Raw genomic sequence first — 25,115 nt, 5'->3', positions numbered from 1 at the left:
CCGCCGCGGTGGCCGGACGATCACTCGTCCAGGGACCAGTTCCCCCGGTCCGCATCGATGCCCTCGCCTCCGGGCCGCCCGTCGGCACCCAGCGTATAGATGTCGATTTCGCCGTGCTGACCGGGGTTCAGATACTGATAGACGTTATCCCAGGGATCCTTCGGCAGCCGGTCCAGATAGCCGCCCGCCCGCCAGTTCTTGATGTTCGGATCGTTGGGGCGCTCCACCAGCGCGGCGAGGCCCTGCTCGGTGGTGGGGTAGCGGAAGTTGTCCAGGCGATAGAGCTTCAGCGCCGATTCGATGCTGCGGATATCCTGCTTGACCTTGGATATCTGGGCGTCGTCGATGCGGCCGATGACGTTCGGTGCGATGATGGCCGCCAGCAGGCCGATGATGACCACGACGACCATGATCTCGATCAGCGTGAAGCCCGCCTGTCGGGTAGCGCCTGCGGCGCCGCGCTCCGGCACCTGGCAAGTCAGGTAATGTTGCACGATATCTCTGCTCCGGGGAAAACCAGGGAAGCCACGTGTACAGCGTTCGAGCGCTGTCCTTCAATCAACGAAATTGTAGCAAACATGGGGTTACGAACCGGCAATTCCGCTGACGGCTGGTGGGACTCCTTCGGCGGCGCGAAGGTTCCTTTCGCCGTGCTGGCATGCGCGGCTCTCGTGGCGGCCGCGGCCGGAGAGGACGGGGCGGCCGCGCTGCGCTACAGCCGGGCGGCCGTGGCCGACGGCGAATGGTGGCGGCTGGCCGCCGGCCACCTGGTCCATCTCGGCCCCGGCCACCTGCTGCTGAACCTGGCCGGGCTCGCCCTGGTGGGCTGGCTGACCGGGCGCGAGTACGGGCCGAGCGGCTGGTGGCTCGTGGCCGGCGTATCGGCGGCCGCGATCTCCGCCGCGCTGTATCTGCTGCATCCCGGCGTCGCCTGGTACGTCGGCCTGTCCGGCGTCCTGCACGGGCTGCTGGCGGGCGGACTCGTGCCGGCGCTACGCCGCCGGGATCCTGCCGCGATGATTCTCGCGGCATTGCTGGCCGGCAAACTCGCATGGGAGGCCCTGGCGGGGCCCCTGCCGGGAGCCGAGCAGTCGGCCGGCGGCCCCGTGCTGGTGGAAGCCCATCTTTACGGTGCCCTGGGCGGGGTCGTCGCCGGGCTCGGCGCGCTGGGATGGTCGCGCCGGAGTCGGGCGACACAGACGTTATAATCCCGCCAGCCGCGTCGGGGGAGGGGACTCCCGGCCCGGCGCCGATGTCGCCATCGAGGGGAGGACCGCGTGAAGACAGCATTCGTGTTTCCGGGCCAGGGATCGCAGTCCCTCGGCATGCAGGCCGAGCTCGCCGAGGCGTTCCCGATCGTGCGCCAGACCTACGAGGAGGCCGGCGAGGCGCTCGGCCGTGACCTCTGGAGCCTGTCCCGGGAAGGTCCGGAAGAGCAGCTGGGACTGACCGTCAACACCCAGCCGCTGATGCTGGCGGCGGGCATGGCCGCGTGGCGCGTCTGGCGGGAGCGTGGCGGAGCCGCGCCGGCGTGGGTCGCGGGCCACTCCCTCGGCGAATATGCCGCGCTGGTGGCGGCCGGTGCGCTGGCGTTCACCGATGCGGTGCGGCTCGTCGCGGAGCGGGCCCGATTCATGCAGGAGGCGGTCGCGGAAGAGGCCGGCGCCATGGCTGCCGTCCTGGGCCTGGACGACGACGCCGTCCGTGCGGCCTGTGAGCAGGCGGCGCCCGCCGGTGTGGTCGAGGCGGTCAACTACAACGCACCCGGCCAGGTCGTGATCGCCGGCGAGAAGCCGGCCGTCGAGCGCGCGATCGAGGCGGCGAAGGAGAGCGGCGCGCGTCGGGCCATGCTGCTGCCGGTCAGCGTGCCGTCTCACTGCCGGCTGATGCGGCCGGCGGCGGACCGCCTGCGGGCGGCGCTGCAGGACGTGTCGATCGATCCACCCGGGATACCGGTCGTCAACAACGCCGACGTCGCGGTCGAGTCCGATCCGGCCGCGATCGCCGACGCGCTGGTGCGCCAGCTCTACAGCCCCGTGCGCTGGGTGGAGACGGTGCAGCGCTTCGTGGCCGAGGGCGCCGGCCGGGTGGTCGAATGCGGTCCCGGCAAGGTGCTGGCGGGGCTGGGCCGGCGCATCGATCGTTCGCTGCCCCATGCTGCCTTGGATACGCCGGCGGCCCTGGATGCATTGCTGCAAGAAGAGGAGTAACCGATGGCTGGAATCTTCGCTGCCGACGTACTGGAGGGGCAGACCGCCCTGGTGACGGGTGCCTCGCGGGGCATCGGCGCTGCCATCGCCGACGGACTGGCCGCCGCGGGTGCCCGGGTGATCGGCACCGCCACCTCCGAGGCCGGCGCCAGGGCCATCGGTGAACGGCTGGCCGGGCAGGGCGAGGGGGCGGTGCTGGACGTCTCCGATCCCGCGTCGGTGGATGCGCTGACGGGCGGACTGGAGTCGCCCCCTGACATCCTGGTGAACAACGCGGGCATCACCCGGGACAATCTCCTGCTGCGGATGAAGCCGGACGAATGGGACGATATCCTGCAGACCAACCTGTCCGGCGTCTACCGCATGAGCAAGGCCTGCCTGCGCGGCATGATGAAGAAGCGGGCGGGCCGCATCATCAGCATCGCCTCGGTGGTCGGCGTAATGGGCAACGCGGGACAGTCGAACTATGCGGCCGCCAAGGCCGGCATCATCGGCTTCTCCAAGTCGCTAGCCCGCGAGGTCGGTTCGCGCGGTATCACCGTCAACGTCATCGCGCCCGGGTTCATCCGCACGGACATGACCGGCGCGCTGGAGGAGGGCCAGCAGGAAACGCTGCTCGGACAGATTCCGCTCGGCCGGCTCGGCGAGGCTGCGGATATCGCCGCGGCGGCAGTATTCCTGGCGTCGCCTGCGGGCGCTTACATCACGGGTGAGACCCTGCACGTGAACGGCGGTATGTATATGATCTGAAAGGCCTCCGGCCCCGGATACCGGTGCTGTAGAATGGACGCCCGGTTTTCCAATACAATACCGGCCCTCGGAGGCGCCGGGGCCCGGACGGGGGCGGCGCAAGGGGTGTTCGCGGCAGCGGCTGCGTTCAGGTGAAAGCCGGGGCCGGCGCGGATCGCCGATTGGGGGACTCTTCCGCGGCCCGGCGGTAGAATTCAGGCAGTCTCTGCGAAGGAGAAACAGAAGCAATGAGCAGCATTGAAGAACAGGTCAAGAGCATCGTAGCCGAGCAGCTCGGGGTGAAGGAGGAAGAGGTCACCAACGATGCTTCTTTCGTCGACGACCTCGGCGCCGACTCGCTGGATACGGTGGAGCTCGTCATGGCCCTCGAGGAGGAGTTCGAGACGGAGATCCCGGACGAGGAAGCCGAGAAGATCACGACCGTCCAGCAGGCCATCGACTACATCAACGCCCGCAAGTCGGAATCCTCCTGATGTCACGGGCACGGGCCGGCGCGGTGCGCCCGGCCCGCGCTTCCCTTCCACCTATCCCGAACAGGTAATCCCGTGGAGAGACGCCGCGCAGTCGTGACCGGACTCGGCATCATCTCGCCCGTCGGCAATACGGTCGACGCGGCGTGGAAGAATGTCGTGGAAGGCCGCCCGGGAATGGCTCCCATCACGGACTTCGATCCGGAGCCGTTCGCGACCCGTTTCGCCGGCCTGGTGAAGGACTTCGATCCGGAAGAGCAAGGCATCCCGAAGAAGGAAGCCCGCAAGATCGATACCTTCGTGCAGTACGGCGTCGCCGCCTGCAACCAGGCGCTCGCGGCCAGCGGCCTGGAAGTGACCGACGACAACCGGGGCCGCATCGGCGTGGCCATGGGCGCCGGCATCGGCGGCATCGCCACCATCGAGGCCAACCACGAGAAGTATCTGAACCAGGGCCCGCGGCGTATCTCGCCGTTCTTCATACCGGGCGCCATCATCAACATGATCTCCGGTCACGTGAGCATCATGCACGGACTGACGGGGCCGAACCTGGCCGTCGTCACCGCCTGCACGACCTCCACTCACAGCATCGGCCTGGCGGCCCGCTCGGTGGCCTGGGGCGATGCCGACGTGATGCTGGCGGGCGGCGCGGAATATGCCACCACGCCGCTCGGGCTCGGCGGCTTCTGCGCGGCCCGGGCGCTGTCCACCCGCAATGACGAGCCCCAGCGTGCCAGTCGTCCCTTCGACCGGGACCGGGACGGTTTCGTGCTCGCGGACGGCGCGGGCTGCCTGGTCATCGAGGAGTACGAGCATGCGAAAGCCCGGGGCGCGCCCATCCTTGCCGAGGTCGTCGGTTTCGGCATGAGCGGCGATGCCTCGCACATCACGCTGCCTCCCGAGGACGGCGAGGGCGCGCGCAAGAGCATGGCGGCGGCACTCGGCGATGCCGGCCTCAACCCGGAAGACGTCGATCACCTGAACGGCCACGCCACGTCCACGATCGCCGGCGACATCGCCGAGACGGTCGCCGTCAAGCGCTGTTTCGGAGACCACGCCGCGTCGCTGCCGGTCAGCGCCACAAAGTCGACCACCGGCCATCTGCTCGGTGCTGCCGGAGCCGTGGAGGCCATTTTCTCCATACTGGCGATACGCGATCAGGTGCTGCCGCCGACCATCAACCTGGACAACCCGGACCCGCAGTGCGACCTGGACTATGTGCCCAACACGGCCCGCGATGCGAAGCTGCAGGTGGCCATGTCGAACTCCTTCGGCTTCGGCGGCACCAACGGCACGCTGATCTTCCGGGCCGTCTGACGGCATTCGGACATGCAGGCGGTGCAGGGGCGCCGCACGACCGTTGCCGCAAGACCCTCCTATGAAACCGGTGCGTGAACTCGCGGCCGGTACCGACCTGCTGGCCATGCACGACGCGTGGCCGGAGCGCTATCCGTTCCTGCTGGAGAGCGTCGAAGGCACCAATGCCCAGGCCCGCTACGACCTTCTGTTCGCCCTGCCCGGAGAGAGCCTGCGACTCGAAGCCGGAGGACGGCTCGTTGCGCCGGCGGACGTGCCGGTCGGCGCAGGATTCCTGGACTCCCTGGATCTGTGGTGGGCACGCGAACGGACCGGACTCGACGAGGGGCCCTTCGCCGGCGGCTGGTTCCTCTATCTGGGTTACGAGCTCGCCGCCGAGATCGAGCCCGGGCTGCGACTGACCGCGCCGGCAGGCCTGCCCGTCGCCCTCGCCACCCGGGTCCGGGGCGCCCTGATTCGCGACCGGCAGAGCGGGCGCACCCGGGCCGTGGTGGAACCCGGCAGCGAAGAAGGTCTCGAGCGCATGGCCGCCGACGCCGGCGCGGCACATGGCGATGCCGACGCGGGCGTGCCCGCACTGGCCGGACCGGCCGCGGAGGAGCCTCCTGAGGACTACCTCGCGGCGGTGGCCGCGGCGAAGGCCCGCATCGCGGCGGGAGACGTCTACCAGGCCAATCTGTCACGACTCTGGCACGGCAGACTCGCCGCGGGGATGACGCCGTCGAACATCTATCGGCGACTGCGCCGGGCCAACCCGGCCCCCTTCGCCGGCCTCATGCGAGTCGGCGAGCATTCCGTGATTTCCTCCTCGCCGGAGCGGCTGCTCCGGCTCGCCGACGGCATTGCCTCCACGCGGCCTATCGCCGGCACGCGTCCGCGTGGCGCCAGCCGTCAGGACGACCGTGCGCTCAGCGCAGAGCTCCTGGCGCACCCGAAGGAGCGGGCCGAGCACGTCATGCTCATCGACCTGGAGCGCAACGACCTGGGGCGCATCTGCCGGCCCGGCACCGTGCGGGTGGACGAGATGATGAGCATCGAGACCTACCGCCACGTGCACCACATCGTCAGCAACGTGACCGGCGAGCTCGAGGCCGGCGTGACGCCGGGCCGTGCCATCGGTGCCGTCTTCCCCGGCGGCACGATCACCGGCTGCCCGAAGGTCCGCTGCATGCAGATCATCGCCGAGCTGGAGTCCGGTCCGCGGGGTGCCTATACCGGCTCTTTCGGTTATCTCTCCCGCGACGGCAGCCTGGACCTGAACATCCTGATCCGCACCGTGGTCACCGACGGCACGGAAATGACGCTGCGGGCAGGGGCCGGCATCGTCGCGGATTCGGAGCCGGAGCGCGAGCTGGCGGAGACGCGGGCCAAGGCGAAGGGGCTGCTACTGGCCCTGGGACAAGGGCAAGGGCACGAGCAGGGGCAGGGCGCCGCGTGATGCGCTGGCATTACCTCGGCGGCGAGACCGACGCGCCCGGTCCCGACGACCGGGGGTTCGCCTACGGCGACGGGCTGTTCGAGACCATCGCCGTGCGTGAGGGCCGGCCCCGGCTGCTCGAGCGGCACCTGGAGCGCCTGCGTCTCGGTGCCGACCGGCTCTCGCTGCGCCTGCCGGCACGCCGACGAATCGATGAGTTCGTCGCCCGGGTCGTGGACGGGCTGCCGGCCGGGGATGGCCGGGGCGTCCTGAAGCTGGTGGCGACCCGTGGCGACGGCGAGCGGGGCTACGCCTACCGGCATTCGGATGCCCGGCTGCTTGCAGGCATCGGGCCCGCGCGTATCTGGCCGCGAGAGCGTCGGGAGCGCGGCGTTGCGTTGCGCTGGTGCCGCACGCGCCTCGGCCGTAATACGGCACTGGCAGGACTAAAGCACCTCGATCGGCTGGAACAGGTGCTTGCCCGGGCCGAATGGGACAATCACGATAGGGAGAACAATATCGCCGAAGGCCTGATGCTGGACAGCGACGGCCGCGCGGTCTGCGCTACCATGAGCAACCTGTTCCTGGTGCGCGGCGAGCGGCTGGTCACGCCGGCCGTCACCCATGCCGGCGTGGCCGGTATCATGCGCGGCCGCGTGCTGGAGCTCGCCGACCAACTGGGGCTCGATACGACGGTCCGGGAGGTGGAGCCGGCGGAGGTCATGGCAGCGGACGAACTCTTCCTGACCAACAGCCAGTACGTCCTCTGGCCGGTCGCTCGGCTGGGGACGCGCGGGTGGGCACGGGGTCGGCTCACCGCGACGGTCGCGGCTGCACTGGAGGCGGCGGGACTTACGGAATGACAGCCGGAATGACAGCAATATGACGAGGCTCATAATGGCGGCGCTGGCCGGCATGCTCGTCCTTGCGGTGGCGCTGGGCGGCACGCTGCTGTGGGCGCGGGCGGAGCTGCATCGCCCGCTCGCGCTGGAGGCGCCGGCGGTGGTGGAGATTCCGCCCGGCACGCCGCTCGCACGGGTGGCAACGGATCTGGAGGCGAGGGGCTTGCTGCGCCATCCCGCCGTGCTTTCCTGGTACGGCCGCCTGTCCGGCGAGGCGGCCCGGATCAAGGCGGGCGAGTACGTGCTGCAGCCCGGGCTGAGCGCGGCCGAGGCACTGGCCAAGTTCGTGGCCGGTGACGTGCGCCTCTACAGCTTCACCATCGTGGAGGGCTGGACCACCGCAGAGGCGGTACGCGCGCTGCAGGAACACCCGGCCATCGTGGCAAGACTCGGCCCATACGAACCGGAAGCGCTGCTCGAGGCCATCGAGGCCGGGGAGGACCACCCGGAGGGCCTGCTGTTCCCGGAGACCTACCATTTCCCGCGGGGCAGCGAGGACGTGACCATCCTGCGGCGCGCCTATGCACTGATGCAGGAGCAGTTGCTGGCGGCATGGCAATCACGCCGTGACGACATCCCCCTCGACTCGCCTTACGAGGCGCTGATCCTGGCGTCGATCATCGAGAAGGAGACCGCCCGGGACGACGAACGCCGGCGCATCGCGGGCGTGTTCACGCGACGACTCGAGCGCGGCATGCGACTGCAGACCGACCCCACGGTCATCTACGGCCTGGGCGAGGACTGGGACGGCAACATCCGCCGCCGGGACCTGCGTACGGATACGCCCTACAACACCTATACCCGCTCGGGTCTGCCGCCGACCCCGATCGCCCTGCCGGGCCGCGCGTCCCTGGACGCGGCGGTGGATCCGGCGCCCGGCGAAGCACTGTTCTTCGTGGCCACTGGCGAGCCCGACGGCAGCCACTACTTCTCGGTCACGCGGGAAGAGCACGAGGCCGCCGTGGAGCGCTATCTCGAGCGGCTGCGGGAGCGGAGGCGCTGAGCGTGGAAAGGGGGCGCTTCATCACGGTGGAAGGCATCGAGGGTGTCGGCAAGAGCACCAACGTGGGTTTCATCTGCGAGCGCATCGGCGCCGCCGGCTTCGGGGTCGTCAGCACCCGGGAGCCGGGTGGCACACCGCTGGCCGAAGACATCCGCGACGTCGTGCTCGCCGAGCGGGCGGAGCCCGTGCCGGCCGCCGCAGAGCTCCTGCTCATGTTCGCGGCCCGGTCCGTACACCTCGAAAACCTCATCCTGCCGGCCCTGGAGCGCGGCGACTGGGTCGTCTGCGACCGCTTCACGGATGCCACGCTGGCCTACCAGGGCTACGGACGCGGCCAGGATACCGACCGGATAAGGCAGATCGCCGACATCGTGCACCCGGGCCTGTGGCCGGATCTCACGCTGTTGCTGGACGCGCCGCTCTCGGTGAGCCGGCAACGCAGCCGGGCCCGGGGTATCACGGACCGCTTCGAGAACGAACAGGGCGCCTTCTTCGAGCGGGTGCGCGCCGGCTATCTGGAGCTGGCCGAAGCCGCGCCGGAGCGATACGCCGTGGTGGACGCCAGCCGTCCCCTGCAGTCGGTGCAGAAGGAGATCGCCCGTCATATCGATCGGCTCACGGCTGATAAAAAAGATTAGATAATTGACTCAAGAAACTGATAATAAAGAAATAACCTGGCTAGATGATATCTGCCAGAGCCTCGACCGCAATCGGGCGGCAGGGCGACTCGGCCATGCGCTGCTGCTGAGCGGCCCGGCCGGTACCGGCAAACGGGCGCTGGCCGACTGGCTCTGCGCGCGTTACCTCGCCGGCGACAGGGGCAGAGACGGCCATCACGACAATCCGCCGCGGCCCGTCTGGCCGGCCTCAGGACGGCAGCATCCGGACGCGATGCGGATCTCGCCGGAGGAGGGCAAGGCAAGGATCTCGGTGGACCAAGTGCGGGCCCTCGTCGCGAACATCGGCCTGAAGAGCCATGCCGGCGGCGGCAAGGCGGCGGTGATCGAGCCGGCCAACGCCATGACGCTGAACGCGGCGAACAGCCTGCTGAAGACGCTGGAGGAACCGCCGGGGGACGCGCTCATCATCCTGGTGGCGGACACGCTCTCGGGCATGCCCGCCACCATCCTGAGCCGTTGCGCGAGGCTGCGGGTCTCCCTGCCGGCGCCGGCCACGGCCCTTGCCTGGCTGGAGACCCTGGACGACGAGGCCGACTGGCCCGAGGCGCTGGCGCTGGCCGGGGGGGCGCCGCTGCGGGCGGTGGCCTGCGTGCGTGACGGCAAGGCGGAGTTGCCTGCGCGATTCCGCGATGATCTGCGCGCCGTCGTGGCGGGCCGGCTGGGTCCGCTGGATGCGGCGGCACGCTGGGCGAAGGCCGACGCGGTGTTCGCCATGGACTGGCTTGAGCGGCTGATGAGGGACCTGATCCGGGGCCGCGTCGCCGGGCGTTCGCAGGCCCCGGCGGGCGTGATGCCGGAAAGCGTGCTGCAGCGCATGGACAGCCGAAATCTGTTCTGTTATCTAGATCGCCTGACCAGGCTGCGGAACCAGCCTCCCGGCTCGACGAACGAGCAGCAGGTGGCGCTGGAATCGCTGCTGATCCCCTGGGCCGAAGGGTTCCGGGGTGAACAGGCGGGCCTGGAACGGTCACCGACGGGCGCATCGGCCGGCGGTGGCGCCGGATAGTTATCGAGGGATCTCATCATGTCCAAGCCGGGGCTGCTGACGTTGACGATCAAAGATAAGAGCGCGTTGTATCTGGCGTACATGCCGTTCGTGCATAACGGCGGCCTGTTCATACCCACCAACAGCTCCTACCGGCTGGGCGACGAGGTATTCATGCTGCTGAACCTGATGGGCGAGGACGAGAAGATTCCGGTGGCCGGCAAGGTGATCTGGATGACGCCAAAGGGGGCCCAGGGCAAGCGGACCGCCGGCATCGGCGTCCAGTTCTCCGAGCAGGACCAGGGCAATACCCAGAAGAAGATCGAGAACTACCTGGCCGGCGCGCTGAGCGGGGACAAGCCCACCCACACCATGTGAGGCCGCGGCGGCCGTCGTTCAGGGATTGCGGGCGCTGTTGATGCCGCCCCGCAGGACGCAGGCGTTGAAGCCCCTCTCGCTCAGGATGTAGGCGCCGGCCGAACTGCGCCGTCCCGTGTCGCAGCAGACGACGTAGCGCTTGTCCTTTTCCAGCGTGCCGAGCTTCAGTCTGATGAAGTAGAGCGGGATGTTGACCGCGCCTTCCTGGTGATAGTTGTCGAACTCGCTCGGCAGGCGCACGTCCAGCCACTGGCCGCCTTTCGCCACGATGTCCTGGGCTTCCGTATAGTCCACCCACTCGAGCATGGGCTCGTTCAGCAGCGTGTTGAAGTCGTCCTTGCCGAGACGCATCACCGAGCCGTCAGTCAGCATCGTGACCGTCGCGTTGCGCTTGGCATCGGAGATCAGGGCCTCTTCGCCGAAGGTGTCGCCGACGCCGAGTTCGGCGAGCCGGATGCCTTCCTTGTTCAGCGGCGTCTCCCTGGTGACCGCGCACTTCCCGCGGGTGATCACATAGAAGTAATCGCCCTCGGCGCCCTGCTTGATGACCTGGTCGCCGGCCTTGTAGTTGATCTGCTGCATGCGCATGAAGATCGCCTGGATGTTGGCCGGCGGGATCTTGTGAAAGGCCTTGGTCTGCAGCAGCGTGGTCATCCAGTCGTCGCCGCCCTCGGTCTGATCGTCGCGCAGCTCGCTCACCTCGTAGGAACCGGTCTGGTCCCAGGTCAGCATCACGTCCAGCAGGTCGCTGTCGATGTTGAGATACTGGATCTTCGTGCGGGTGCGAGCGGTGTAGCGCCGGGGCAGGATGGGGGAGAGCGGATTGCGCGCCTCCTCGGTGCCGCCCTGGATGGTCTCCACCACCTGATTGCCGTCCACGAGTTCCACGCTGCCGCTGACGATGTAGAGGGTGCGCTTCTCGGAATCCCCCTCGCGGAACAGGACCTGGTTCGCATCCAGTTCGTGGACCTGGGTCTTCTTCGCGAGCGCCGACAGATTCTCCCGCTTGAGTCCGTCCAGCGGAGAGAAGCCCTTCAGCAGGTTCGGATCTACCTGTCCTCGTTCCGTCATGTTATCGCCAGTTCATCCGTGGTGGGCCGCCGGCCGGCCTGTGCGCGGGCGGCGGTCAGAGAAAACGTCGAATCCCGGGTGGCGCATTGTACATTCAATGGCTTGGCAAGATCAGGCACGTGTCCCAATTTCCGCTGACTGCGGCACTCACTCCTCGCGGGAGGAGAACGCGTCCCAGCCTTCCGCGGGCCGGAACCGCTCGCCGTACTCCATGGCGAACTTCTCCAGGCGGCTGCGGATCTCGGCGACGCCGCGGGACCGGGCATAGTGCAGCGGGCCGCCCCGGAATGGCGCGAAGCCGGTGCCGAAGATCACGCCGGCATCGAGGAGATCCTCGTCCTCCACCACGCCCTCGGCCAGGCAGGCAACGGCCTCGTTCACCATCGGCAGGATCAGCCGGTCCTGCAGGTCCGGCGGCTCTGGCCCTTCCGGATCGGACTGCTTGACGGCCTTGCCGTCCTCCCAGCGGTAGAAACCCTGGCCGGATTTCCTGCCCAGATTGCCGGCGTCGACCATCTCCCGGAGTCTCTCCGGCAGCGGGTAGCCGTAGGCGTCGGCGAGGATCGTCGAGACGTGCCAGGCGACGTCCAGCCCGACGCTGTCGGCCAGCTCCACGGGACCCATGGGCATGCCGAAATCCACGGCCGCCTCGTCGATGATCTCCAGAGCGACGCCTTCCTCGTGCAGGCGCATCGCCTCGCCCATGTAGGGCGCGAGCACCCGGTTGACCACGAACCCCGGCGAGCTCGCGCACTCCAGCGGGAACTTGCCGATGGCCTTCACGAAAGCATGACCGGCGTCGACGGCCGCCGCCTCGGTATCGGCGCAGCGGATCACCTCCACCAGCGGCAGCTGTGCGACCGGGTTGAAGAAGTGCAGTCCGATCAGCCGCGCCGGCGCGGAGAGCACCGTACGCAGCTCCTCCAGGCGTATGGACGAGGTGTTGGTGGCGAGCACTGCGCCGTCCTTCATCTTTGGCTCGAGTTCCCGGTACAGTTCCTGCTTCGCGTCCTTGTCCTCGAATATGGCCTCGATCACCAGATCCGCCCTGGCCACGCCATCGCCGGCGACGTCCGCCCGGAGCCTGCCCTTCGCCGCTTCCCGTTCCTCGTCGTCACGGATGCGTTTGTCGAACAGCTTCTCCGCCCGTTCGAGCGCCGGCGTGATGTACTTCTCCTCCCGGTCCTGCAGCGTGACCTCCAGGCCGCGCAGCGCGCACCAGGCCGCGATGTCGCCGCCCATGACGCCGGCGCCGACGACGTGCAGGTGGCGGGCCCGGGGCGCATCGCTGCTGCCCTGGGACTTCAGCCGGTTCTGCAGGAAGAACACGCGTACCAGGTTGCGCGAGGTGTCGGTGCACATGAGTTCCGCGATGGAGCGCGCCTCGGCCACGTAGCCGCCGTCCGGGCTGCCGCCGTGCTCCTGCCAGAGGTCGACGATGGCGTAGGGGGCGGGATAGTGGTCGCGGCGGGCGCGTTTGGCGACCCGTCCGCGCATCTGTCTGGCGACGAAGGGGCGTACCGGCGCCAGATTCAGCAGCTTCTGGGTGAAGCCGGCCCGGCTGCGGGGCGGGCGCGAGCCGATGATCTCCCGCGCCGCCGCCTTCCAGTTGTCCCGCGTGACCAGGCGATCCACCAGTCCGGCGGACTTCGCCTTCTTCGGCGTCAGGGACTTGCCGGTCAGCATCAGCTCCATCGCCGCGGTGACGCCGGCGATCTGCACCGCCCGGACGGTGCCGCCGAAACCGGGATGGATACCGAGCTGCACCTCTGGCAGGCCGATGGTCTTGCGGTCGCTGTCCACGGCCAGGCGGTAGTCGCAGGCCATGGCGAGCTCCAGCCCGCCGCCGAGGGCGTAGCCGTCGATCACGGCCACCGTGGGGCAACGCAGCGCCTCGACCCGGTCGAGCACCTGCTGGCCCAGGCGCACCAGTTCGAAGGCCTGCTCGGTGCTCTCGATGCGGGTGAACTCGTTGATGTCGGCGCCCATGATGAAGCCGCTCGGCTTCACCGAATAGATGACCACACCCTTCGGCGGGTCGTCCTCGATGCCGCCGATGACGGCGTCGAGTTCACGGAGGACGGGCCCGGACAGTACGTTGGCGCCACCGTCGGCCTTGTCCGCCGCCAGCCAGAGGACGCCGCTCGAATCGGTCTCGGTGCGCCAGTGCTCGAGTCCGCCGGGTGCCTTTTCGTCGCTCATTGCCTGCTCCTTGCGCCGTGTCGGCGTCGTTGTTCCGATTTCCTCGTATCAGGCCGCCTGCACCGAGAAGTCGCAGACCAGCGGCAGGTGGTCCGAATAGCGGACCTGCGGGATCTCGAAATGCTCGATGCGGATACCCTCCTGGTAGAGGATGAAATCCAGCTCCTTGCGGGGCGCCCGGCTGGGGTAGGAAGGCGCGCCGGTGGTGTTCGCGCTCTTCAGGCCGGTGGCCTGCATGAACAGATACATCTCGTTCTCGCCCCAGAAGGTATTGAAATCCCCGGCGACCATCACCGGTTTCTCGGTCTTCATCACCAGGTCGTGCAGATGGCGTAACTGCAGATGCCGATGCCGGTACTTCAGCGACAGGTGCACCAGGAAGACGGCGAAATCGTCGAGTTCCAGCTCGATGATCAGCCGCTTGATGCCGGTGTCGAAATAATGGAAGCGCTCGCCGTGGACGCCGGGGGCGGCGAGAAACGCGTTGCCCTGTTTGCGGATGATCGGCAGCAGCTTGTTGACCGAGCTGGCCCCGTACTTGATCTCGTAGGAGGTGTTGTGGCCGAGCGCCCGCGCGATCTCCTCCGCCTGGTTCACGCGCCGGCTGCGGATGGAGCCCGTATCCACTTCCACCAAGCCGACGATATCCGGGCTCACCGACTGGATGAACTCGATGATCCGCTCCAGGTTGGTCCGGTTGCCGAGCAGGTAGCCCGCGCCCGGGACGGGCACGTGCATGGACGCACCGCCGCCGACCCCGTAGCGGATGTTGTAGAGCAATAAGCGCATGCCTGTTCCCGGCGTTCGGAGGGGCGGTCGGGCGGGCCGGGACGTTGCCGGCGCTGCCGACTCCCCGGACAGCCTGACTCTCCCGGATGATAGCAGGTCGGGCCGGTCCGGGAGGCAGTCGGGGCCGTGCGGCACATGCTGGCCCCGTGGTCGCCGGATTCGCTACACTACCCGGGTTCCGAGCCGGCCGCCGGAGGTCTTTCGTGTCCGAAGATAACCCGATACGGGTGTACGTCACCCACACCTTCAGCGAGAGTGACGACTACCTGCGGCTGTTCGAGTACATCGAGAGCAACCCCAATTTCTTCTACGTGAACACCAGCAAGCCGGACGAGCTGCCCGCCGGCGGCAGCGAGGCGTTCAAGGCGGCGCTGCGCGAGCAGATCGAGGCCGCTGAGACCGTCGTCGTCCTGGCCAGCCTGTTCGAGAAGAAACGGGACTGGATCCAGTACCAGATCGACGCCGCCCAGGCGCTCGGCAGGCCGATCATCGCCATGAAGCCGTTCGGCGGCGTCCTGCCGATGCCGGCTGAGGTGTCGCGAGTGGCCCGCGAAGAGCCGGAGTGGAACGAGCGCGAGATCGTGGACGCGATCAAGCGGGCGGCACGGAACGAGGATACCAACCGCTGGGAGGTCATCGACTTCCCCTGAGGCCCGTCCGGCGGCGGGCGCTCGCCATGGCAGCAGTCGAACTGCCGGGGACCGGATCCCCGCGCGGCAGGATTTTGTCCGGAGGAGTGAACGGAGAACCATGACAATCAAGACCGATGCACTGATCGTCGGGGCGGGCCCGTGCGGGCTGTTCCAGGTGTTCGAGCTGGGGCTGCTGGGCCTGCATGCGGAGGTGGTGGAGACCATGCCCGTGGTGGGCGGGCAGTGTGCCGAGCTCTACCCGGACAAGCCGATCTACGACATCCCCGCCATCCCGGTGTGCAGTGCGGCAGAGCTGGTCGAGCGGCTGATGGAGCAGATCAAGCCGTTCTCGCCCGGCTTCCACCTGGGCGAGGAGGTCACGGAGGTCTCCGGCGAGGCGCCATTCCACGTGAAGACCAGCGGCGGCAAGGAGTTCGAGGCCAAGACCGTGATCATCGCGGGCGGCGTCGGCTCCTTCCAGCCCCGGGAGCTACGCGTGGAGGGCGTCGACGAACTGATCGACCAGCACGTCTTCTATCGGGTGCGCGATCCGGGCCGCTTCGTCGGCAAGCGGGTGGTCGTGCTCGGCGCCGGCGACTCGGCGCTGGACTGGGTGCTGGAGCTGATCGACTCGGTCGAGGCCATGACGCTGGTGCATCGCTCGGATCAGTTCCGGGCGGCACCCGCCTCGGTGGCGCGGATGCGCGAGCTGGTGGCGACCGGCAGAATGGATCTGATCGAGTTCGGCAACGTGAGCGCCATCGACGCCGAAGGCGGCACGCTGCAGTCGGTGACCGTGGCGGTGAAGGACCAGGGCGAGCGCCGCGTCGAGCTGGACGACCTGCTCGTGTTCTTCGGGCTGGCGCCGAAACTCGGTCCCATCGCCGAGTGGGGCCTGGACATCAACCGCAAGACCATCAACGTGGACACGGAGAAGTTCGAGACCAATATCCCGGGGATCTATGCCATCGGCGACATCAACCACTACCCCGGCAAGAAGAAGCTGATCCTGAGCGGCTTCCACGAGGCCGCGCTGGCGGCCTTCGCGGCCAAGTCGTTCATCGAGCCCGACAAGAAAGTGCACCTGCAGTACACGACGACCAGCCCGATCATGCACAAGCGCCTCGGCGTGGACGACTGAGGCGGCCGCGACGGGCATGGCAACGAACGCCGGCATGGCGAGACCCTCCCGCCGGCCCGTCGTGATCGCGCACCGGGGCGCCTCCGGCTACCTGCCGGAGCACACGCTGGAGGCCAAGGCGCTGGCCTACGGCCTCGGCGCCGACTACCTGGAGCAGGACCTCGTCGCCTCGAAGGACGACGCGCTCCTGGTTCTGCACGACATCCACCTCGACCGGGTCACCGACGTGGCCGAACGCTACCCCGATCGCGCCCGGGCGGACGGACGCTGGTACGCACGGGATCTGACGCTGGCCGAGATCCGCACGCTGCGGGTGACCGAGAGGCTGGACGGGGAGCGCAGGCGAGCGAACTATCCCGGCCGCTTCCCCGCCCGCAGCGGCAACTTTCGCATCAACACGCTGGCCGAGGAGATCGCGCTGGTGCGCGGCCTGAACGCCTCCACCGGCCGGCAGGTCGGCATCTACCCCGAGATCAAGCGCCCGGCCTGGCACCGGGCCGAGGGAGTGGACCTCTCGGCCCTCCTGCTCGCCGCCCTCGACGAGGCCGGCGTCACGGCCCGCTCGGACGCCGTCTACATCCAGTGCTTCGACGCGAGCGAACTGCGCCGTCTGCGCGAGGAATTCCGTACCGACTTCCGGCTCGTCCAGCTCATCGGCGAGAACGACTGGGGCGAATCCGACACCGATTACGACGCGCTGAAGACGGAGGAGGGACTGGCCGCGCTCGCCGCAACCGCCGATGCCATCGGACCCTGGGTCGGCCAGCTCTACGCGCTGGACGGCCACGGGCGGCCCGGTGCGGGCCGCCTGGCAGCCGACGCCCATGCGGCGGGGTTCGCGGTGCATCCGTATACCTTCCGTGCCGACGATCTGGCCGCCGGTTTCAGCGACCTCGAGGAGATGCTGCGCTGGTTCGTGACCGAACTGCACATCGACGGCCTGTTCACCGATTTCCCCGACCGTGCCGCCGCCGTCTTCGACGAGCTAGGCCTGGTGCGCCAGGTGCCGCGGCCCTGAGCGAACGGTGCCGGGATCCGGCGAGTATCACTCGAAGCGCCAGGCCACACCGAGCGAAGGCACCAACGGCAGCCAGTAATCGGTCTCCTCCACCAGTACCAATCCGCCATCATCGCCGGTGATCGGCGTGTACTCCAGGCAGCAGGGGTTGCGGCTGTTGTACAGGTTGCTGACCTCCAGGTAGGCCTCCAGCGTGCCCCGGGCCAGACGGAACTCCCGGCCGAGCCGGAGATCGAGGCGGTGGAAGTCCTCGTAGCGGCGGCGGTTGCGGGCCTCCGCGATCACCTCGGGCCCGGTCCCGCCCTCGACCAGCAGCAGGCGGGTCTTCGGCCAGCCCGTGTGCACGCTGGCTGCCAGGCTGAAATCCCAGGGCCCGGTCGACCAGTCCACACCGAACTTAACGGCGTGGGTCTGATCCCAGCTCCGCGCCACCTTGCCCTCGTCGAACCGGTCCAGCACTTCCGACCAGGCGTAACTGGCCCACCAGGACAGCCCCTCATCCCCGGGCCGCCGTGTCAGCAGCAACTCCGCACCCCGTGCCGTGGCGGACTCCGGATCCAGGCGGATGCGGTCCGGCTGCAGTTCCGGCAGCAGGGTCAGGGCGTCGGTCAGGTTTTCGAACCGGGTCGCGAGGCTGCGCATCTTCTTGCGGTAGAGTTCCGCCCGCAGCCGGTAGGCACCGATATCCTGGATGGCGCTCAGGATCACATGCTCCGAGCGCTGCGCTTCCTCGAAGTCCGGCTGACCGTCCGCCACCTTGAGCTCGTTCAGTTCCTGGGCCTGGTAGAACCGGCCCCAGCTCAGCCGCAGTTCCGTCCCCGGACGCGGCCGGGCGAGCACGGATATACGCGGGCTGATCTGTTCGTCGTCGGCGGCGGTAGTGTAGGTCTGTTGGTCCCAGCGCAGACCGGCATCGGCCGTCAGCCAGTCGTTGATCTGCCAGCGCCGCGCGACGTACATGGCGAACTGGGCGCCGCCGGGCGACAGCGAATAGTCCCGTACCTCGGGGCCCGCGCCCGTAACGCCGGCGAGCCCTGCGAACAGCGGATCGAGCACGCGCTCGCTCGCATACTCGTACTCGCCCTCCACGTGCTTGAGGTCGAAACCGGCGCGCCAGAGGGACGACTCGCTGCGCTGCCAGGTCCAGTCCTGTTTCAGCCCGAAGATCCGGAAGTCGCGTTCGTCGCGGATGACCCGGCCGCTCACCACGCCGGGACGCTCGACGAAGCCGGAGCGGGCATTCTCGATCAGGCTCGCGGACAACACGGTGGCGGCACTGAGCCGCGCCGTCGCGAACCAGTCCAAGTTCAGCCAGAGATAGCGGTTGTCGTAGCGGGCGTCCGCCGCCGTCGTGTCGCCGGAGTCGCTGACACCGATCTTGTCCCGGGAGACGAGCGCGTTGCCGCCGAGTCGCAGGCTCGGGCCTAGGTCCCGCTCGGCGTGCAGCAGCAGATCGAGGTAGCGGGGCGTGCCGAGATCCGGATTCACGGCCTCCAGCATGAGGTCCAGGTTGCCGCGCCGGACGGCCGCCAGCCACTCGCCGTCACCCGCCTCGAAGGTGCCGAGGGAGGTCACGCCGGCATTCAGGAAGTCGACCCTGACCTCGGTGCTGCGTGGCGCCACCGGCCGGCGTATGCCGATATCCATGACCGCGCTCATGCGGTCCCCGTAACGGGCCGGGAAGCCGCCCGAGTAATAATCGATGCCGCCCACCGCCTGCATGTCCAGCATGCTGACCACGTTCTGGAAGTCCTTCAGGTGGAACGGCTCGTACAGGCGCAGGCCGTCGAACAGGACCAGTGTCTCGGTCTCCTCGCCGCCGCGCACGTGGGCACGGGCGGAGACGCCGCCGCCGGCGACGCCCGGCAACCGCTCGCCTGCGCGCAGCGGGTCGTCGGCCAGATTGGGGAGATCGAGCAGCCGTTCCCGGTCGAGGAAGGTGTGTGACCCGGGGCTCTCGTAGACGAGCCGGTGCAGGCTCGAGGTCACCACCAGATCGGGCAGGGCCCGCGGAGCGCGGGGCATCACGATGTCGGCCACGAGCACCTGCCCCTCGCGCAGGTCCAGCTCGCGTTCCGCCGACAGGTAGCCCTCGAGACGGATCCGCAGCGTGTGGCTGCCGGGCGCGACCTCCCGGATCAGGAATTCGCCCGCCCGGCCGGTTCGTCCCCGACCGGCACCGTCGACGACGACCTCTGCGCCGCCCAGCCGCCCGCCGTCCTCCGCGCGGACGACGCCGGTGACGGCTGCATCGGTCTGAGTGGCGCGGCCGCCGGCGCTCACCACCAGCAGGCGGTCGTCCGGACCGCTTACCAGCGCCAGGCCGGAGGCGGCCAGGACCTGGCGCAGGGCGTATTCCGGGTCGCTGGCTGTAGGCTCCCGGGCCACCCTGAGCCCGGGCGGCACCACGTCGCTGGAATAGATGACCGGCAGGCTCAGGGAATCGATGTAGTCGGCCAGCGGCCGCCCCAGCCATGGCTCGCCGGCCGCGTGCAGCAGCAGCGGCAGACAGAGCAGGAGGGCGGCCACCAGGCCGGGGCGGAGGCGATCCATGCAAGGATTCTAGTGGGTCCCCGCCGATTCCGCATGGCCCCGGCTGACGCGCCCCGGTCGGGGGGGCCGGAGACCGTAGCCTCGGACTCTGCCCATGGGCGAAAATCATGGACTAGAGCTATGGACTATAGCTATGGACGATAGACCTCGAGTCGGCCGTCCTCCACCCGGTAGGCGAGTGTCGTCGTGGCCATGACGGCCTGCAGCGCCTCGCCGGGGGTCATGCCTTCCACGCTCCCGGACAGGTCCACCGCCGCCGCGGCCGCGCCGGTGTCGCCGGAATAGTGCAGCTCGAGCCCGAGTTCGCGCGCGGACCAGCGCAGGAACTCGCCGAGCTTGCGGCCCCCGGCCGTCTCGAAGGCGGGCGCCACCGACTGGGCCCAGGCCCACGACGGGTCATGGGGGGAGATGTCACTCGCCTCGATTCCGCCGTCGGCGGTCACCCGGGCGGCCCGGCCGGCGGGAGCCACGTGCTGTCCCGGGTCCACGGCTCCGGACCCGGTGCCTGCGGCGGGCGCGATGGCCACCTTCCCTTCGCGCACGCGGATCAATGCCGCCTCGTCGGCCAGGCGCACCTCGAACTGGGTTCCCACGTCGGTCGCCGTCGCATAAGGGGTCATGATCGTCACGCCGTCGCCCGCGGAGCCGGCCTGAGCGGTGTCCACGTAAACGGCGCCGGCCTCGAGGCGCAGCCGCGCCTCGGCGGTGAGCGTCAACCGGGTGTCGTGATCCAATCTCAGCGACGTGCCGTCCGCCAGGCGGAGGGCGGCGCGTCCGGCACCGTCGGTGGAGAGGCTGGTCCCTGCCGGCAGCTCCGCGCCGGGATGCAGTCGTGCGCCGTCGGCGCCGCTCAGTTCGCCGCGCACGAGAGCCACCGTGGCCAAGGGCGCGGCCGGGGCGATCGTCTCCGCCGGGAAGCGAGCGATGAGTATGCCGGCCAGCGCGATGCTGGCGGCGAGCGCGACCGGGAGGTGCCATCGGCGGCCGGCGTGCCGGCGCTCCCGAGTCGCATCCCGCCACGCTTCGTGGACCGCGGCGTGCACCCGCTCCCGCGCGCCGGGCGGAATGGCCCGTCGCGGTCTGCCGCGCGCAATCAGGCGGGCCGTCGCCTCGTCGGCCGGCCGTGGCCTCCCGTCTCTGTCGGACCGTTCTTCTTCGCTCATCGCTCTAGTCTCTATTGTCCGCGAACACGCGCGGTGCAAATCCCCACAGCCGCTGGAATGCTTCCCGGAAGGCCTTCCGGGCCCGGGTCAGGACCGACTCCGCGGCCTTCTCGCCCAACCCCAGTTCGCCGGCGATCTCCGCGACGCTGAGGCCCTGCATGTATTTCCACTCGAGCGCCCTGGCGTAGTTGTCGGGCAACTCCTCGAGCGTGGCCTGAACGTAGCCGGCGATCTCGTCGCGGTGGCGCTCGGTAAGCGGATCGTCGTCGCCCTCGCCGATCCGTTCCAGGGCCGCGTGGATTTCGGCATTGTCTTCCACCGGCTGCGCAAAGGTTTCCTCGCGCCCGGACTTGCGGAAGTACGCCGACAGCTCGTTACGGCAGATGCTGCACAGCCAGGTGAAGAGCGGGGCGTCGCCCCGGTAGCTGTCCATCTTGTACATCACGTTGCAGAGTGTCCGTTGCACCACTTCCTCCGCGACGGCCTCGTCGCCCTCGGTCCGGCTCAGCGCGAATCGGAACAGGCGCGGGAAATACTCCGAGAAGAATTCCTCAAACGCCGCTTCGTCTCCGCGGCCCACCCGCATGGCCAGGGCTTTGTCGATACTGATCTGCGCCGTCATTCCTGGCCCCGGGGGCTCACAGGGTTAGAGTGTCCGAGGGGTAAAAATCCTTCGGTGGCAGCACGGCGCGGCGGGCGATCTGCAGAAGGACAACGGTTCATCGGTCTCGAATCATTCGTGAAATACGCGATAACTCACTGAATAATAAATCATTGTATAAAGCAACGTGGGGGCAAGCGCCTCATAGCCAGCCCTTGCGGCGGAACACGGTGAGCAGCGTGATCACGACGGCGGCCATGGTACCCAGAGCGGCGAAGTAGCCGTAGCGCCAGTCGAGTTCCGGCATGTAGTCGAAGTTCATCCCGTAGATGCCCGCCAGAATGCCGAGCGGGAGGAAGATGACCGTCACGATGGTCAGCACCTTCATGATCTGGTTCATGCGATGGCTGGTCAGGGAGATGTGTCCGTTCATCAGGTCGACCGCCAGTTCCTGGTACAGCTGCGAGAGGCTGGCGAGCCGTTCCATCTGCTCGTAGGCGTCGCGGAACTCGTGCTCGCCGCGTTCGCCGATGAAACGGCGCTCGCCGTTCATGAGATCCGCCATCAGCGCCTGCTGATAAGCGAATACCCGGCGCAGCTTGCGCAGGTTCGCTACATCGTTCAGGAGTTCGGCCAGCAGTTCGTCCCGGGGGTCCCGGAACATCTCGCCTTCCAGCGCTTCCAGCCGCTCCTCCAGCGCGAGGACGATCGGCGAGTAGCGGTCCGCGATGGTGCGGCAGATGCGGTACAGCGCATGGGCGGGCCCGCGGGCCAGCGCGAGCGTGCCCGCTTCCGCCTCGGCCCAGGTGCGCTCGATGCTGGGCGAGGTCTCGTCACGGCGGGAGATCAGGAATTTCTCGCCGAGGAAGAAGCCGATCTGGATGGTCTCGAAGTCGATATCCGTCGAGTGCGCGCTCAGACCCTTCAGCAGGAGCACCAGGTAGTCGTCGAAGATCTCGAGCTTGGGCGGATGCCGGTCGCGCTGGACGTCACTCACGGCGAGGGGCTCGAGCGCGAAGCGCTCGACCAGAATATGGTTCTCGAACGTCCGCTCCTCGCTGTCCAGGTCGATCCACAGCCATTCGTTCCCGTCAGGCGTCCAGCGCCGGATGAGTTCGTCGCCGCCGAAGCGGGTGGTATCTGTAGCCGGGTCGTGCAGAAGTACTCGCATGCCGCCTCTCTCCGGATCGCAGTCGTTGCCGTGGCAGGACGCTCATTCTAACCTGTGCGGCACCCGCGGCCGTGCGGGTAGCGGCGGCCGCGTGCGGCGGACCGCCGGTCAGTGACACGGAGAGACAGGGGAGGCCGATGGCGGAATCGACGCGTGTGGCGCTGGTGACCGGTGCGAGCAGGGGAATCGGAAAAGCCACGGTGCAGCGGCTGGCAGAGACGGGCTACCGGGTGGCCGTGCACTACGGACGTCGGGGAGATGACGCGCGATCGGTCGCAGAATCCCTGGCGGGGGCGGGTCACGGGACGTTCGGGGCCGACCTGGCCGACCCGGAGGCGGCAGGGGGCCTCGTCCAGCGGGTCGTCGACGCCTGTGGCCGGATAGACCTCCTGGTGAACAACGCGGGAGTGTTCCTGGAGCACGACCCGAACCGGGTCGACCTCGCCGCCTGGCGCGCGGCCTGGCGGCAGACGCTGGCCGTGAATCTGGTGGCGGCCGCCGATCTCGCCTTCTGCTGCCTCCCTCACTTCCCGGAGACCGGCGGCAAGATCATCAACGTCTCGTCACGGGGCGCTTATCGGGGCGAGCCGGAATCGCCCGCCTACGGCGCCAGCAAGGCGGGGATGAACTCGCTGACCCAGTCGCTCGCGAAGGCGCTGGGCGGCCGCGGCATCATGGTCTACGGGGTGGCCCCCGGCTGGGTGGAGACCGACATGGCGGCGGCGCATCTGCGAGGGCCCGGCGGCGATGCCATCCGCGCCCAGAGCCCGCTCAATCGGGCCGCGCGGCCGCAGGAGGTAGCCAACACCATCGCGTTCCTGGCCGGCGAGGAGACCGACTTTCTGAGTGGCGCCATCATCGATGTGAACGGCGCCTCGTACTTCCGCTGAGGGGCGCCGCTCAAAGCGTGCGGTGCTGCTCCTCTCGAGCCGGGTTCTCGGCCCGCTGCTGGCAGCGCAGGCAGCGCGATGCCGAGGGCAGGGCGATCAGGCGCTCGGGCTCGATCTCCCCGCCGCAGTCCACACAGTAGCCCCAGGTGCCGCGTGCGATACGGAGCAGCGCTGCTTCCACCTCGCGCAACTCTTCCACGTCACGGGTGATCTCGGCGAGGTCCAGGTCGACCAGCAGATCCGCCACCGCCTTCTCGCCGCTGTCCGACACCCGGCCGGCAAGTTCCTCGTAACGCTCGGAATCGGCCTTGACGAGTTCGCGCTGGATGTCGCGGCGCAGCGCCTGCGAGCGCTCCTGCAATGCGCGCTCGGCGTCCTCTCTGCTCTTCGCCGGGGATGTGTCCATGACTGTCCTCCCTTGTCCGGTCGTCCGTACCGCCGGACAGCCGCTGCCGGGTCCGGCGTGCCCCCCGCTGCACTATCCAGCCTGAGCCGCACGCCGGAGACTGTCAACAGCCGGGGTCAGAACTTCTCGGGCCGCAGCACCGAGACGTCGGAGAGATACAGGATCATGGCGTAATCCCGGTAGTAGTTCTCGCGCAGGTGATCGGCGATGCGTGCCGCCACCGCCGGCTCGCAGACCACCTCGACGCGGATATTGCCACTGGAGGTCCAGCCGGCGTCGCGCACGCCGCGGCTGCCGCTGCCGCGTGCATCCACGACGGTGTATCCGCCGGCACCGAGGCGCTTCAGGTCGGCCGTCAGGCTGGCTTCGATGACGGCCTCGGTGACGATGGTCAGCAGTTTCTTCGTCTCGGGCTGCACGTCTCGACCCTCCTCAACCGTGGATCGTGTTGGCCATCAGATGGTACAGGGGTATGCCGAAAAATATATTGAACGGGAACGTGATGCCGAGGGATATGGTCAGCGACAGGGTCGGGTTGGCCTGGGGCACGGCGATACGCATGGCGGCCGGCGCGGCGATGTAGGAGCAGCTGCCGGCGAGCACGCCGAGCAGCATGCTGCCGCCCGGCGACAGGCCGATGGCCCAGCCGAGGGCTGTGCCCGCGGCGGCGAGCGGTATCGGCACGATCAGGCCGAATGCGACCAGGAACGGACCGTACCGGCGCAGGCTCTGCGCCTGGCTCGCGGCGATGAGTCCCATCTCCAGCAGGAACAGGGCCAGCACCCCCTTGAACAGATCGAAGAACAGGGGCTCCAGCGGCGCCATGGCCTCGGGCCCGGTGGCCCAGCCGATCAGCAGGCCGCCGAGCAGGAGCACCATGCTCTTGCCCAGGAATATCTCGTGGGCCAGCGCACCCCAGCGCATGCCGCTGCTGAGCCCGCGTGCCAGCAGGATGCCGACGATCAGGCCCGGCATCTCGAGCAGCACGACGAACAGCGGCATGTGCGCCTCGAAGCCGACTTCCTTGCTGCCGAGGTAGGCCACCGCCACGGCGTAGGTGGCCACACTCACGGAGCCGTAATGAGCCGCGATGGAGGCCGCGTCGGGTCGTTTGAAACGCCCGATGTAGAGCAGGACGGGGAAGAGCAGGAGCGGCAGCGTGATCCCCATGGCGATGACCGCGGCCATCTGCGGCAGCACGCCCGCCAACGGCTGCTGAGCCAGCTCGACACCGCCCTTGAGGCCGATGGTGAGCAGCAGCAGCATGCTCAGCAGCTCGTAGATGGCGGGAGGCAGGCGCAGATCCGAGCGCAGGAGACCCGCCGTCAGGCCGAGCAGGAAGAACCAGATGACGGGATCCATCCGG

At 68.6% G+C, this 25,115-nt stretch carries 25 protein-coding genes and 1 pseudogene; 15 read left to right on the top strand and 11 right to left on the bottom strand.

Going from position 1 to position 25,115, the window contains the following annotated elements:
* Positions 1-20: 20 nt before the first annotated feature.
* The gene (gene gspG, locus ACJMKZ_RS11150; protein WP_405234148.1) at positions 21-470 is read right to left on the bottom strand and encodes a type II secretion system major pseudopilin GspG; all 450 of its coding nucleotides are present in this window, start codon (positions 468-470) and stop codon (positions 21-23) included.
* A 108-nt stretch (positions 471-578) separates the two neighbouring features.
* On the opposite strand from gspG, the gene rrtA reads away from it, so the two are divergent.
* From rrtA to ACJMKZ_RS11095, 11 genes are all read left to right on the top strand, one after another.
* Positions 579-1,208: a rhombosortase gene (rrtA, locus tag ACJMKZ_RS11145; protein WP_405233299.1), complete on the top strand. Its 630-nt coding sequence runs from the start codon at positions 579-581 to the stop codon at positions 1,206-1,208.
* Positions 1,209-1,277: 69 nt separating this feature from the next.
* Positions 1,278-2,210: an ACP S-malonyltransferase gene (gene fabD, locus ACJMKZ_RS11140; RefSeq protein WP_405233298.1), complete on the top strand. Its 933-nt coding sequence runs from the start codon at positions 1,278-1,280 to the stop codon at positions 2,208-2,210.
* 3 nt (positions 2,211-2,213) lie between these two features.
* A complete protein-coding gene (gene fabG / locus ACJMKZ_RS11135) occupies positions 2,214-2,960 on the top strand; it encodes a 3-oxoacyl-ACP reductase FabG (RefSeq protein WP_405233297.1) in 747 nt (248 codons plus the stop codon).
* A 227-nt stretch (positions 2,961-3,187) separates the two neighbouring features.
* The gene (acpP, locus tag ACJMKZ_RS11130) at positions 3,188-3,433 is read left to right on the top strand and encodes an acyl carrier protein (protein WP_405220550.1); all 246 of its coding nucleotides are present in this window, start codon (positions 3,188-3,190) and stop codon (positions 3,431-3,433) included.
* A 72-nt stretch (positions 3,434-3,505) separates the two neighbouring features.
* A complete protein-coding gene (gene fabF / locus ACJMKZ_RS11125) occupies positions 3,506-4,747 on the top strand; it encodes a beta-ketoacyl-ACP synthase II (RefSeq protein WP_405233296.1) in 1,242 nt (413 codons plus the stop codon).
* Between the two features lie 61 nt (positions 4,748-4,808).
* Positions 4,809-6,185 carry an aminodeoxychorismate synthase component I gene (locus tag ACJMKZ_RS11120; protein ID WP_405233295.1) on the top strand — a complete coding sequence of 459 codons (1,377 nt, stop codon included), beginning with the start codon at positions 4,809-4,811 and terminating at the stop codon, positions 6,183-6,185.
* Positions 6,185-7,027, top strand: a complete 843-nt coding sequence (gene pabC / locus ACJMKZ_RS11115; RefSeq protein ID WP_405233294.1) for an aminodeoxychorismate lyase — start codon at positions 6,185-6,187, stop codon at positions 7,025-7,027. Before ACJMKZ_RS11120 ends, pabC begins: the two co-directional genes overlap by 1 nt.
* 19 nt (positions 7,028-7,046) lie before the next feature.
* Entirely contained in the window at positions 7,047-8,069 is a 1,023-nt protein-coding gene (gene mltG, locus ACJMKZ_RS11110; RefSeq protein ID WP_405233293.1) for an endolytic transglycosylase MltG, read from the top strand.
* A gap of 2 nt (positions 8,070-8,071) precedes the next feature.
* The gene (gene tmk, locus ACJMKZ_RS11105; RefSeq protein ID WP_405233292.1) at positions 8,072-8,707 is read left to right on the top strand and encodes a dTMP kinase; all 636 of its coding nucleotides are present in this window, start codon (positions 8,072-8,074) and stop codon (positions 8,705-8,707) included.
* 4 nt (positions 8,708-8,711) lie between these two features.
* Positions 8,712-9,755 (top strand): hypothetical protein, encoded by a 1,044-nt coding sequence (locus ACJMKZ_RS11100; protein ID WP_405233291.1) that lies wholly within the window; start codon positions 8,712-8,714, stop codon positions 9,753-9,755.
* Positions 9,756-9,773: 18 nt separating this feature from the next.
* Positions 9,774-10,112, top strand: coding sequence for a PilZ domain-containing protein (locus tag ACJMKZ_RS11095; protein WP_405220539.1), 339 nt, complete (start codon positions 9,774-9,776; stop codon positions 10,110-10,112).
* An 18-nt stretch (positions 10,113-10,130) separates the two neighbouring features.
* On the opposite strand, the gene ACJMKZ_RS11090 is transcribed toward ACJMKZ_RS11095, so the two are convergent.
* The 3 genes from ACJMKZ_RS11090 to ACJMKZ_RS11080 form a co-directional block, all read right to left on the bottom strand.
* Entirely contained in the window at positions 10,131-11,183 is a 1,053-nt protein-coding gene (locus ACJMKZ_RS11090) for a cyclic nucleotide-binding domain-containing protein (RefSeq protein WP_405233290.1), read from the bottom strand.
* 147 nt (positions 11,184-11,330) lie between these two features.
* The gene (locus ACJMKZ_RS11085) at positions 11,331-13,385 is read right to left on the bottom strand and encodes a 3-hydroxyacyl-CoA dehydrogenase NAD-binding domain-containing protein (protein ID WP_405233289.1); all 2,055 of its coding nucleotides are present in this window, start codon (positions 13,383-13,385) and stop codon (positions 11,331-11,333) included.
* A gap of 48 nt (positions 13,386-13,433) precedes the next feature.
* On the bottom strand, positions 13,434-14,174 hold the full coding sequence (locus ACJMKZ_RS11080) for an endonuclease/exonuclease/phosphatase family protein (RefSeq protein WP_405233288.1): 741 nt from the start codon (positions 14,172-14,174) through the stop codon (positions 13,434-13,436).
* A 203-nt stretch (positions 14,175-14,377) separates the two neighbouring features.
* On the opposite strand from ACJMKZ_RS11080, the gene ACJMKZ_RS11075 reads away from it, so the two are divergent.
* The 3 genes and pseudogenes from ACJMKZ_RS11075 to glpQ all read left to right on the top strand — a co-directional run.
* Positions 14,378-14,824: a TIR domain-containing protein gene (locus ACJMKZ_RS11075; RefSeq protein ID WP_405233287.1), complete on the top strand. Its 447-nt coding sequence runs from the start codon at positions 14,378-14,380 to the stop codon at positions 14,822-14,824.
* 100 nt (positions 14,825-14,924) lie between these two features.
* The gene (locus ACJMKZ_RS11070) at positions 14,925-15,947 is read left to right on the top strand and encodes an NAD(P)/FAD-dependent oxidoreductase (protein WP_405233286.1); all 1,023 of its coding nucleotides are present in this window, start codon (positions 14,925-14,927) and stop codon (positions 15,945-15,947) included.
* Between the two features lie 13 nt (positions 15,948-15,960).
* Positions 15,961-16,965: pseudogene (gene glpQ, locus ACJMKZ_RS11065) on the top strand (glycerophosphodiester phosphodiesterase); the annotation flags it as partial.
* 27 nt (positions 16,966-16,992) lie between these two features.
* Here the strand turns inward: glpQ and ACJMKZ_RS11060 are convergent.
* From ACJMKZ_RS11060 to corA, 4 genes are all read right to left on the bottom strand, one after another.
* Positions 16,993-19,518 carry a TonB-dependent receptor gene (locus tag ACJMKZ_RS11060; RefSeq protein ID WP_405233285.1) on the bottom strand — a complete coding sequence of 842 codons (2,526 nt, stop codon included), beginning with the start codon at positions 19,516-19,518 and terminating at the stop codon, positions 16,993-16,995.
* Positions 19,519-19,649: 131 nt separating this feature from the next.
* Entirely contained in the window at positions 19,650-20,681 is a 1,032-nt protein-coding gene (locus tag ACJMKZ_RS11055) for a FecR family protein (protein WP_405233284.1), read from the bottom strand.
* A gap of 4 nt (positions 20,682-20,685) precedes the next feature.
* The gene (locus ACJMKZ_RS11050) at positions 20,686-21,303 is read right to left on the bottom strand and encodes an RNA polymerase sigma factor (protein ID WP_405233283.1); all 618 of its coding nucleotides are present in this window, start codon (positions 21,301-21,303) and stop codon (positions 20,686-20,688) included.
* A 181-nt stretch (positions 21,304-21,484) separates the two neighbouring features.
* On the bottom strand, positions 21,485-22,453 hold the full coding sequence (gene corA / locus ACJMKZ_RS11045) for a magnesium/cobalt transporter CorA (protein ID WP_405233282.1): 969 nt from the start codon (positions 22,451-22,453) through the stop codon (positions 21,485-21,487).
* Positions 22,454-22,590: 137 nt separating this feature from the next.
* Between corA and ACJMKZ_RS11040 the strand changes: the two genes are divergently transcribed.
* Positions 22,591-23,343, top strand: coding sequence for an SDR family NAD(P)-dependent oxidoreductase (locus tag ACJMKZ_RS11040; RefSeq protein ID WP_405233281.1), 753 nt, complete (start codon positions 22,591-22,593; stop codon positions 23,341-23,343).
* A gap of 10 nt (positions 23,344-23,353) precedes the next feature.
* Here ACJMKZ_RS11040 and ACJMKZ_RS11035 read toward each other — a convergent pair whose 3' ends face one another.
* From ACJMKZ_RS11035 to ACJMKZ_RS11025, 3 genes are all read right to left on the bottom strand, one after another.
* Positions 23,354-23,749 carry a TraR/DksA family transcriptional regulator gene (locus ACJMKZ_RS11035; RefSeq protein WP_405233280.1) on the bottom strand — a complete coding sequence of 132 codons (396 nt, stop codon included), beginning with the start codon at positions 23,747-23,749 and terminating at the stop codon, positions 23,354-23,356.
* 116 nt (positions 23,750-23,865) lie between these two features.
* Positions 23,866-24,168: a P-II family nitrogen regulator gene (locus ACJMKZ_RS11030; protein ID WP_405233279.1), complete on the bottom strand. Its 303-nt coding sequence runs from the start codon at positions 24,166-24,168 to the stop codon at positions 23,866-23,868.
* Between the two features lie 13 nt (positions 24,169-24,181).
* Entirely contained in the window at positions 24,182-25,111 is a 930-nt protein-coding gene (locus ACJMKZ_RS11025) for a sodium-dependent bicarbonate transport family permease (protein WP_405233278.1), read from the bottom strand.
* Positions 25,112-25,115 lie beyond the last annotated feature (4 nt).

This window comes from Lentisalinibacter salinarum, assembly GCF_040706555.1.
GTDB lineage: Bacteria > Pseudomonadota > Gammaproteobacteria > Steroidobacterales > Woeseiaceae > Lentisalinibacter > Lentisalinibacter salinarum.
Note: the sequence above shows the minus strand (reverse complement) of the source record. Positions and strands in the feature narration are given on the sequence as shown.

Coding starts and splice junctions, on each gene's coding strand:
- corA (WP_405233282.1), bottom strand. CDS start 22,453: ATGCGAGTACTTCTGCACGACCCGGCTACAGATACCACCCGCTTCGGC.
- ACJMKZ_RS11090 (WP_405233290.1), bottom strand. CDS start 11,183: ATGACGGAACGAGGACAGGTAGATCCGAACCTGCTGAAGGGCTTCTCT.
- ACJMKZ_RS11085 (WP_405233289.1), bottom strand. CDS start 13,385: ATGAGCGACGAAAAGGCACCCGGCGGACTCGAGCACTGGCGCACCGAG.
- ACJMKZ_RS11095 (WP_405220539.1), top strand. CDS start 9,774: ATGTCCAAGCCGGGGCTGCTGACGTTGACGATCAAAGATAAGAGCGCG.
- ACJMKZ_RS11035 (WP_405233280.1), bottom strand. CDS start 23,749: ATGGACACATCCCCGGCGAAGAGCAGAGAGGACGCCGAGCGCGCATTG.
- ACJMKZ_RS11080 (WP_405233288.1), bottom strand. CDS start 14,174: ATGCGCTTATTGCTCTACAACATCCGCTACGGGGTCGGCGGCGGTGCG.
- rrtA (WP_405233299.1), top strand. CDS start 579: ATGGGGTTACGAACCGGCAATTCCGCTGACGGCTGGTGGGACTCCTTC.
- ACJMKZ_RS11070 (WP_405233286.1), top strand. CDS start 14,925: ATGACAATCAAGACCGATGCACTGATCGTCGGGGCGGGCCCGTGCGGG.
- pabC (WP_405233294.1), top strand. CDS start 6,185: ATGCGCTGGCATTACCTCGGCGGCGAGACCGACGCGCCCGGTCCCGAC.
- ACJMKZ_RS11050 (WP_405233283.1), bottom strand. CDS start 21,303: ATGACGGCGCAGATCAGTATCGACAAAGCCCTGGCCATGCGGGTGGGC.
- ACJMKZ_RS11025 (WP_405233278.1), bottom strand. CDS start 25,111: ATGGATCCCGTCATCTGGTTCTTCCTGCTCGGCCTGACGGCGGGTCTC.
- fabG (WP_405233297.1), top strand. CDS start 2,214: ATGGCTGGAATCTTCGCTGCCGACGTACTGGAGGGGCAGACCGCCCTG.
- mltG (WP_405233293.1), top strand. CDS start 7,047: ATGACGAGGCTCATAATGGCGGCGCTGGCCGGCATGCTCGTCCTTGCG.
- ACJMKZ_RS11120 (WP_405233295.1), top strand. CDS start 4,809: ATGAAACCGGTGCGTGAACTCGCGGCCGGTACCGACCTGCTGGCCATG.
- ACJMKZ_RS11040 (WP_405233281.1), top strand. CDS start 22,591: ATGGCGGAATCGACGCGTGTGGCGCTGGTGACCGGTGCGAGCAGGGGA.
- acpP (WP_405220550.1), top strand. CDS start 3,188: ATGAGCAGCATTGAAGAACAGGTCAAGAGCATCGTAGCCGAGCAGCTC.
- ACJMKZ_RS11055 (WP_405233284.1), bottom strand. CDS start 20,681: ATGAGCGAAGAAGAACGGTCCGACAGAGACGGGAGGCCACGGCCGGCC.
- ACJMKZ_RS11060 (WP_405233285.1), bottom strand. CDS start 19,518: ATGGATCGCCTCCGCCCCGGCCTGGTGGCCGCCCTCCTGCTCTGTCTG.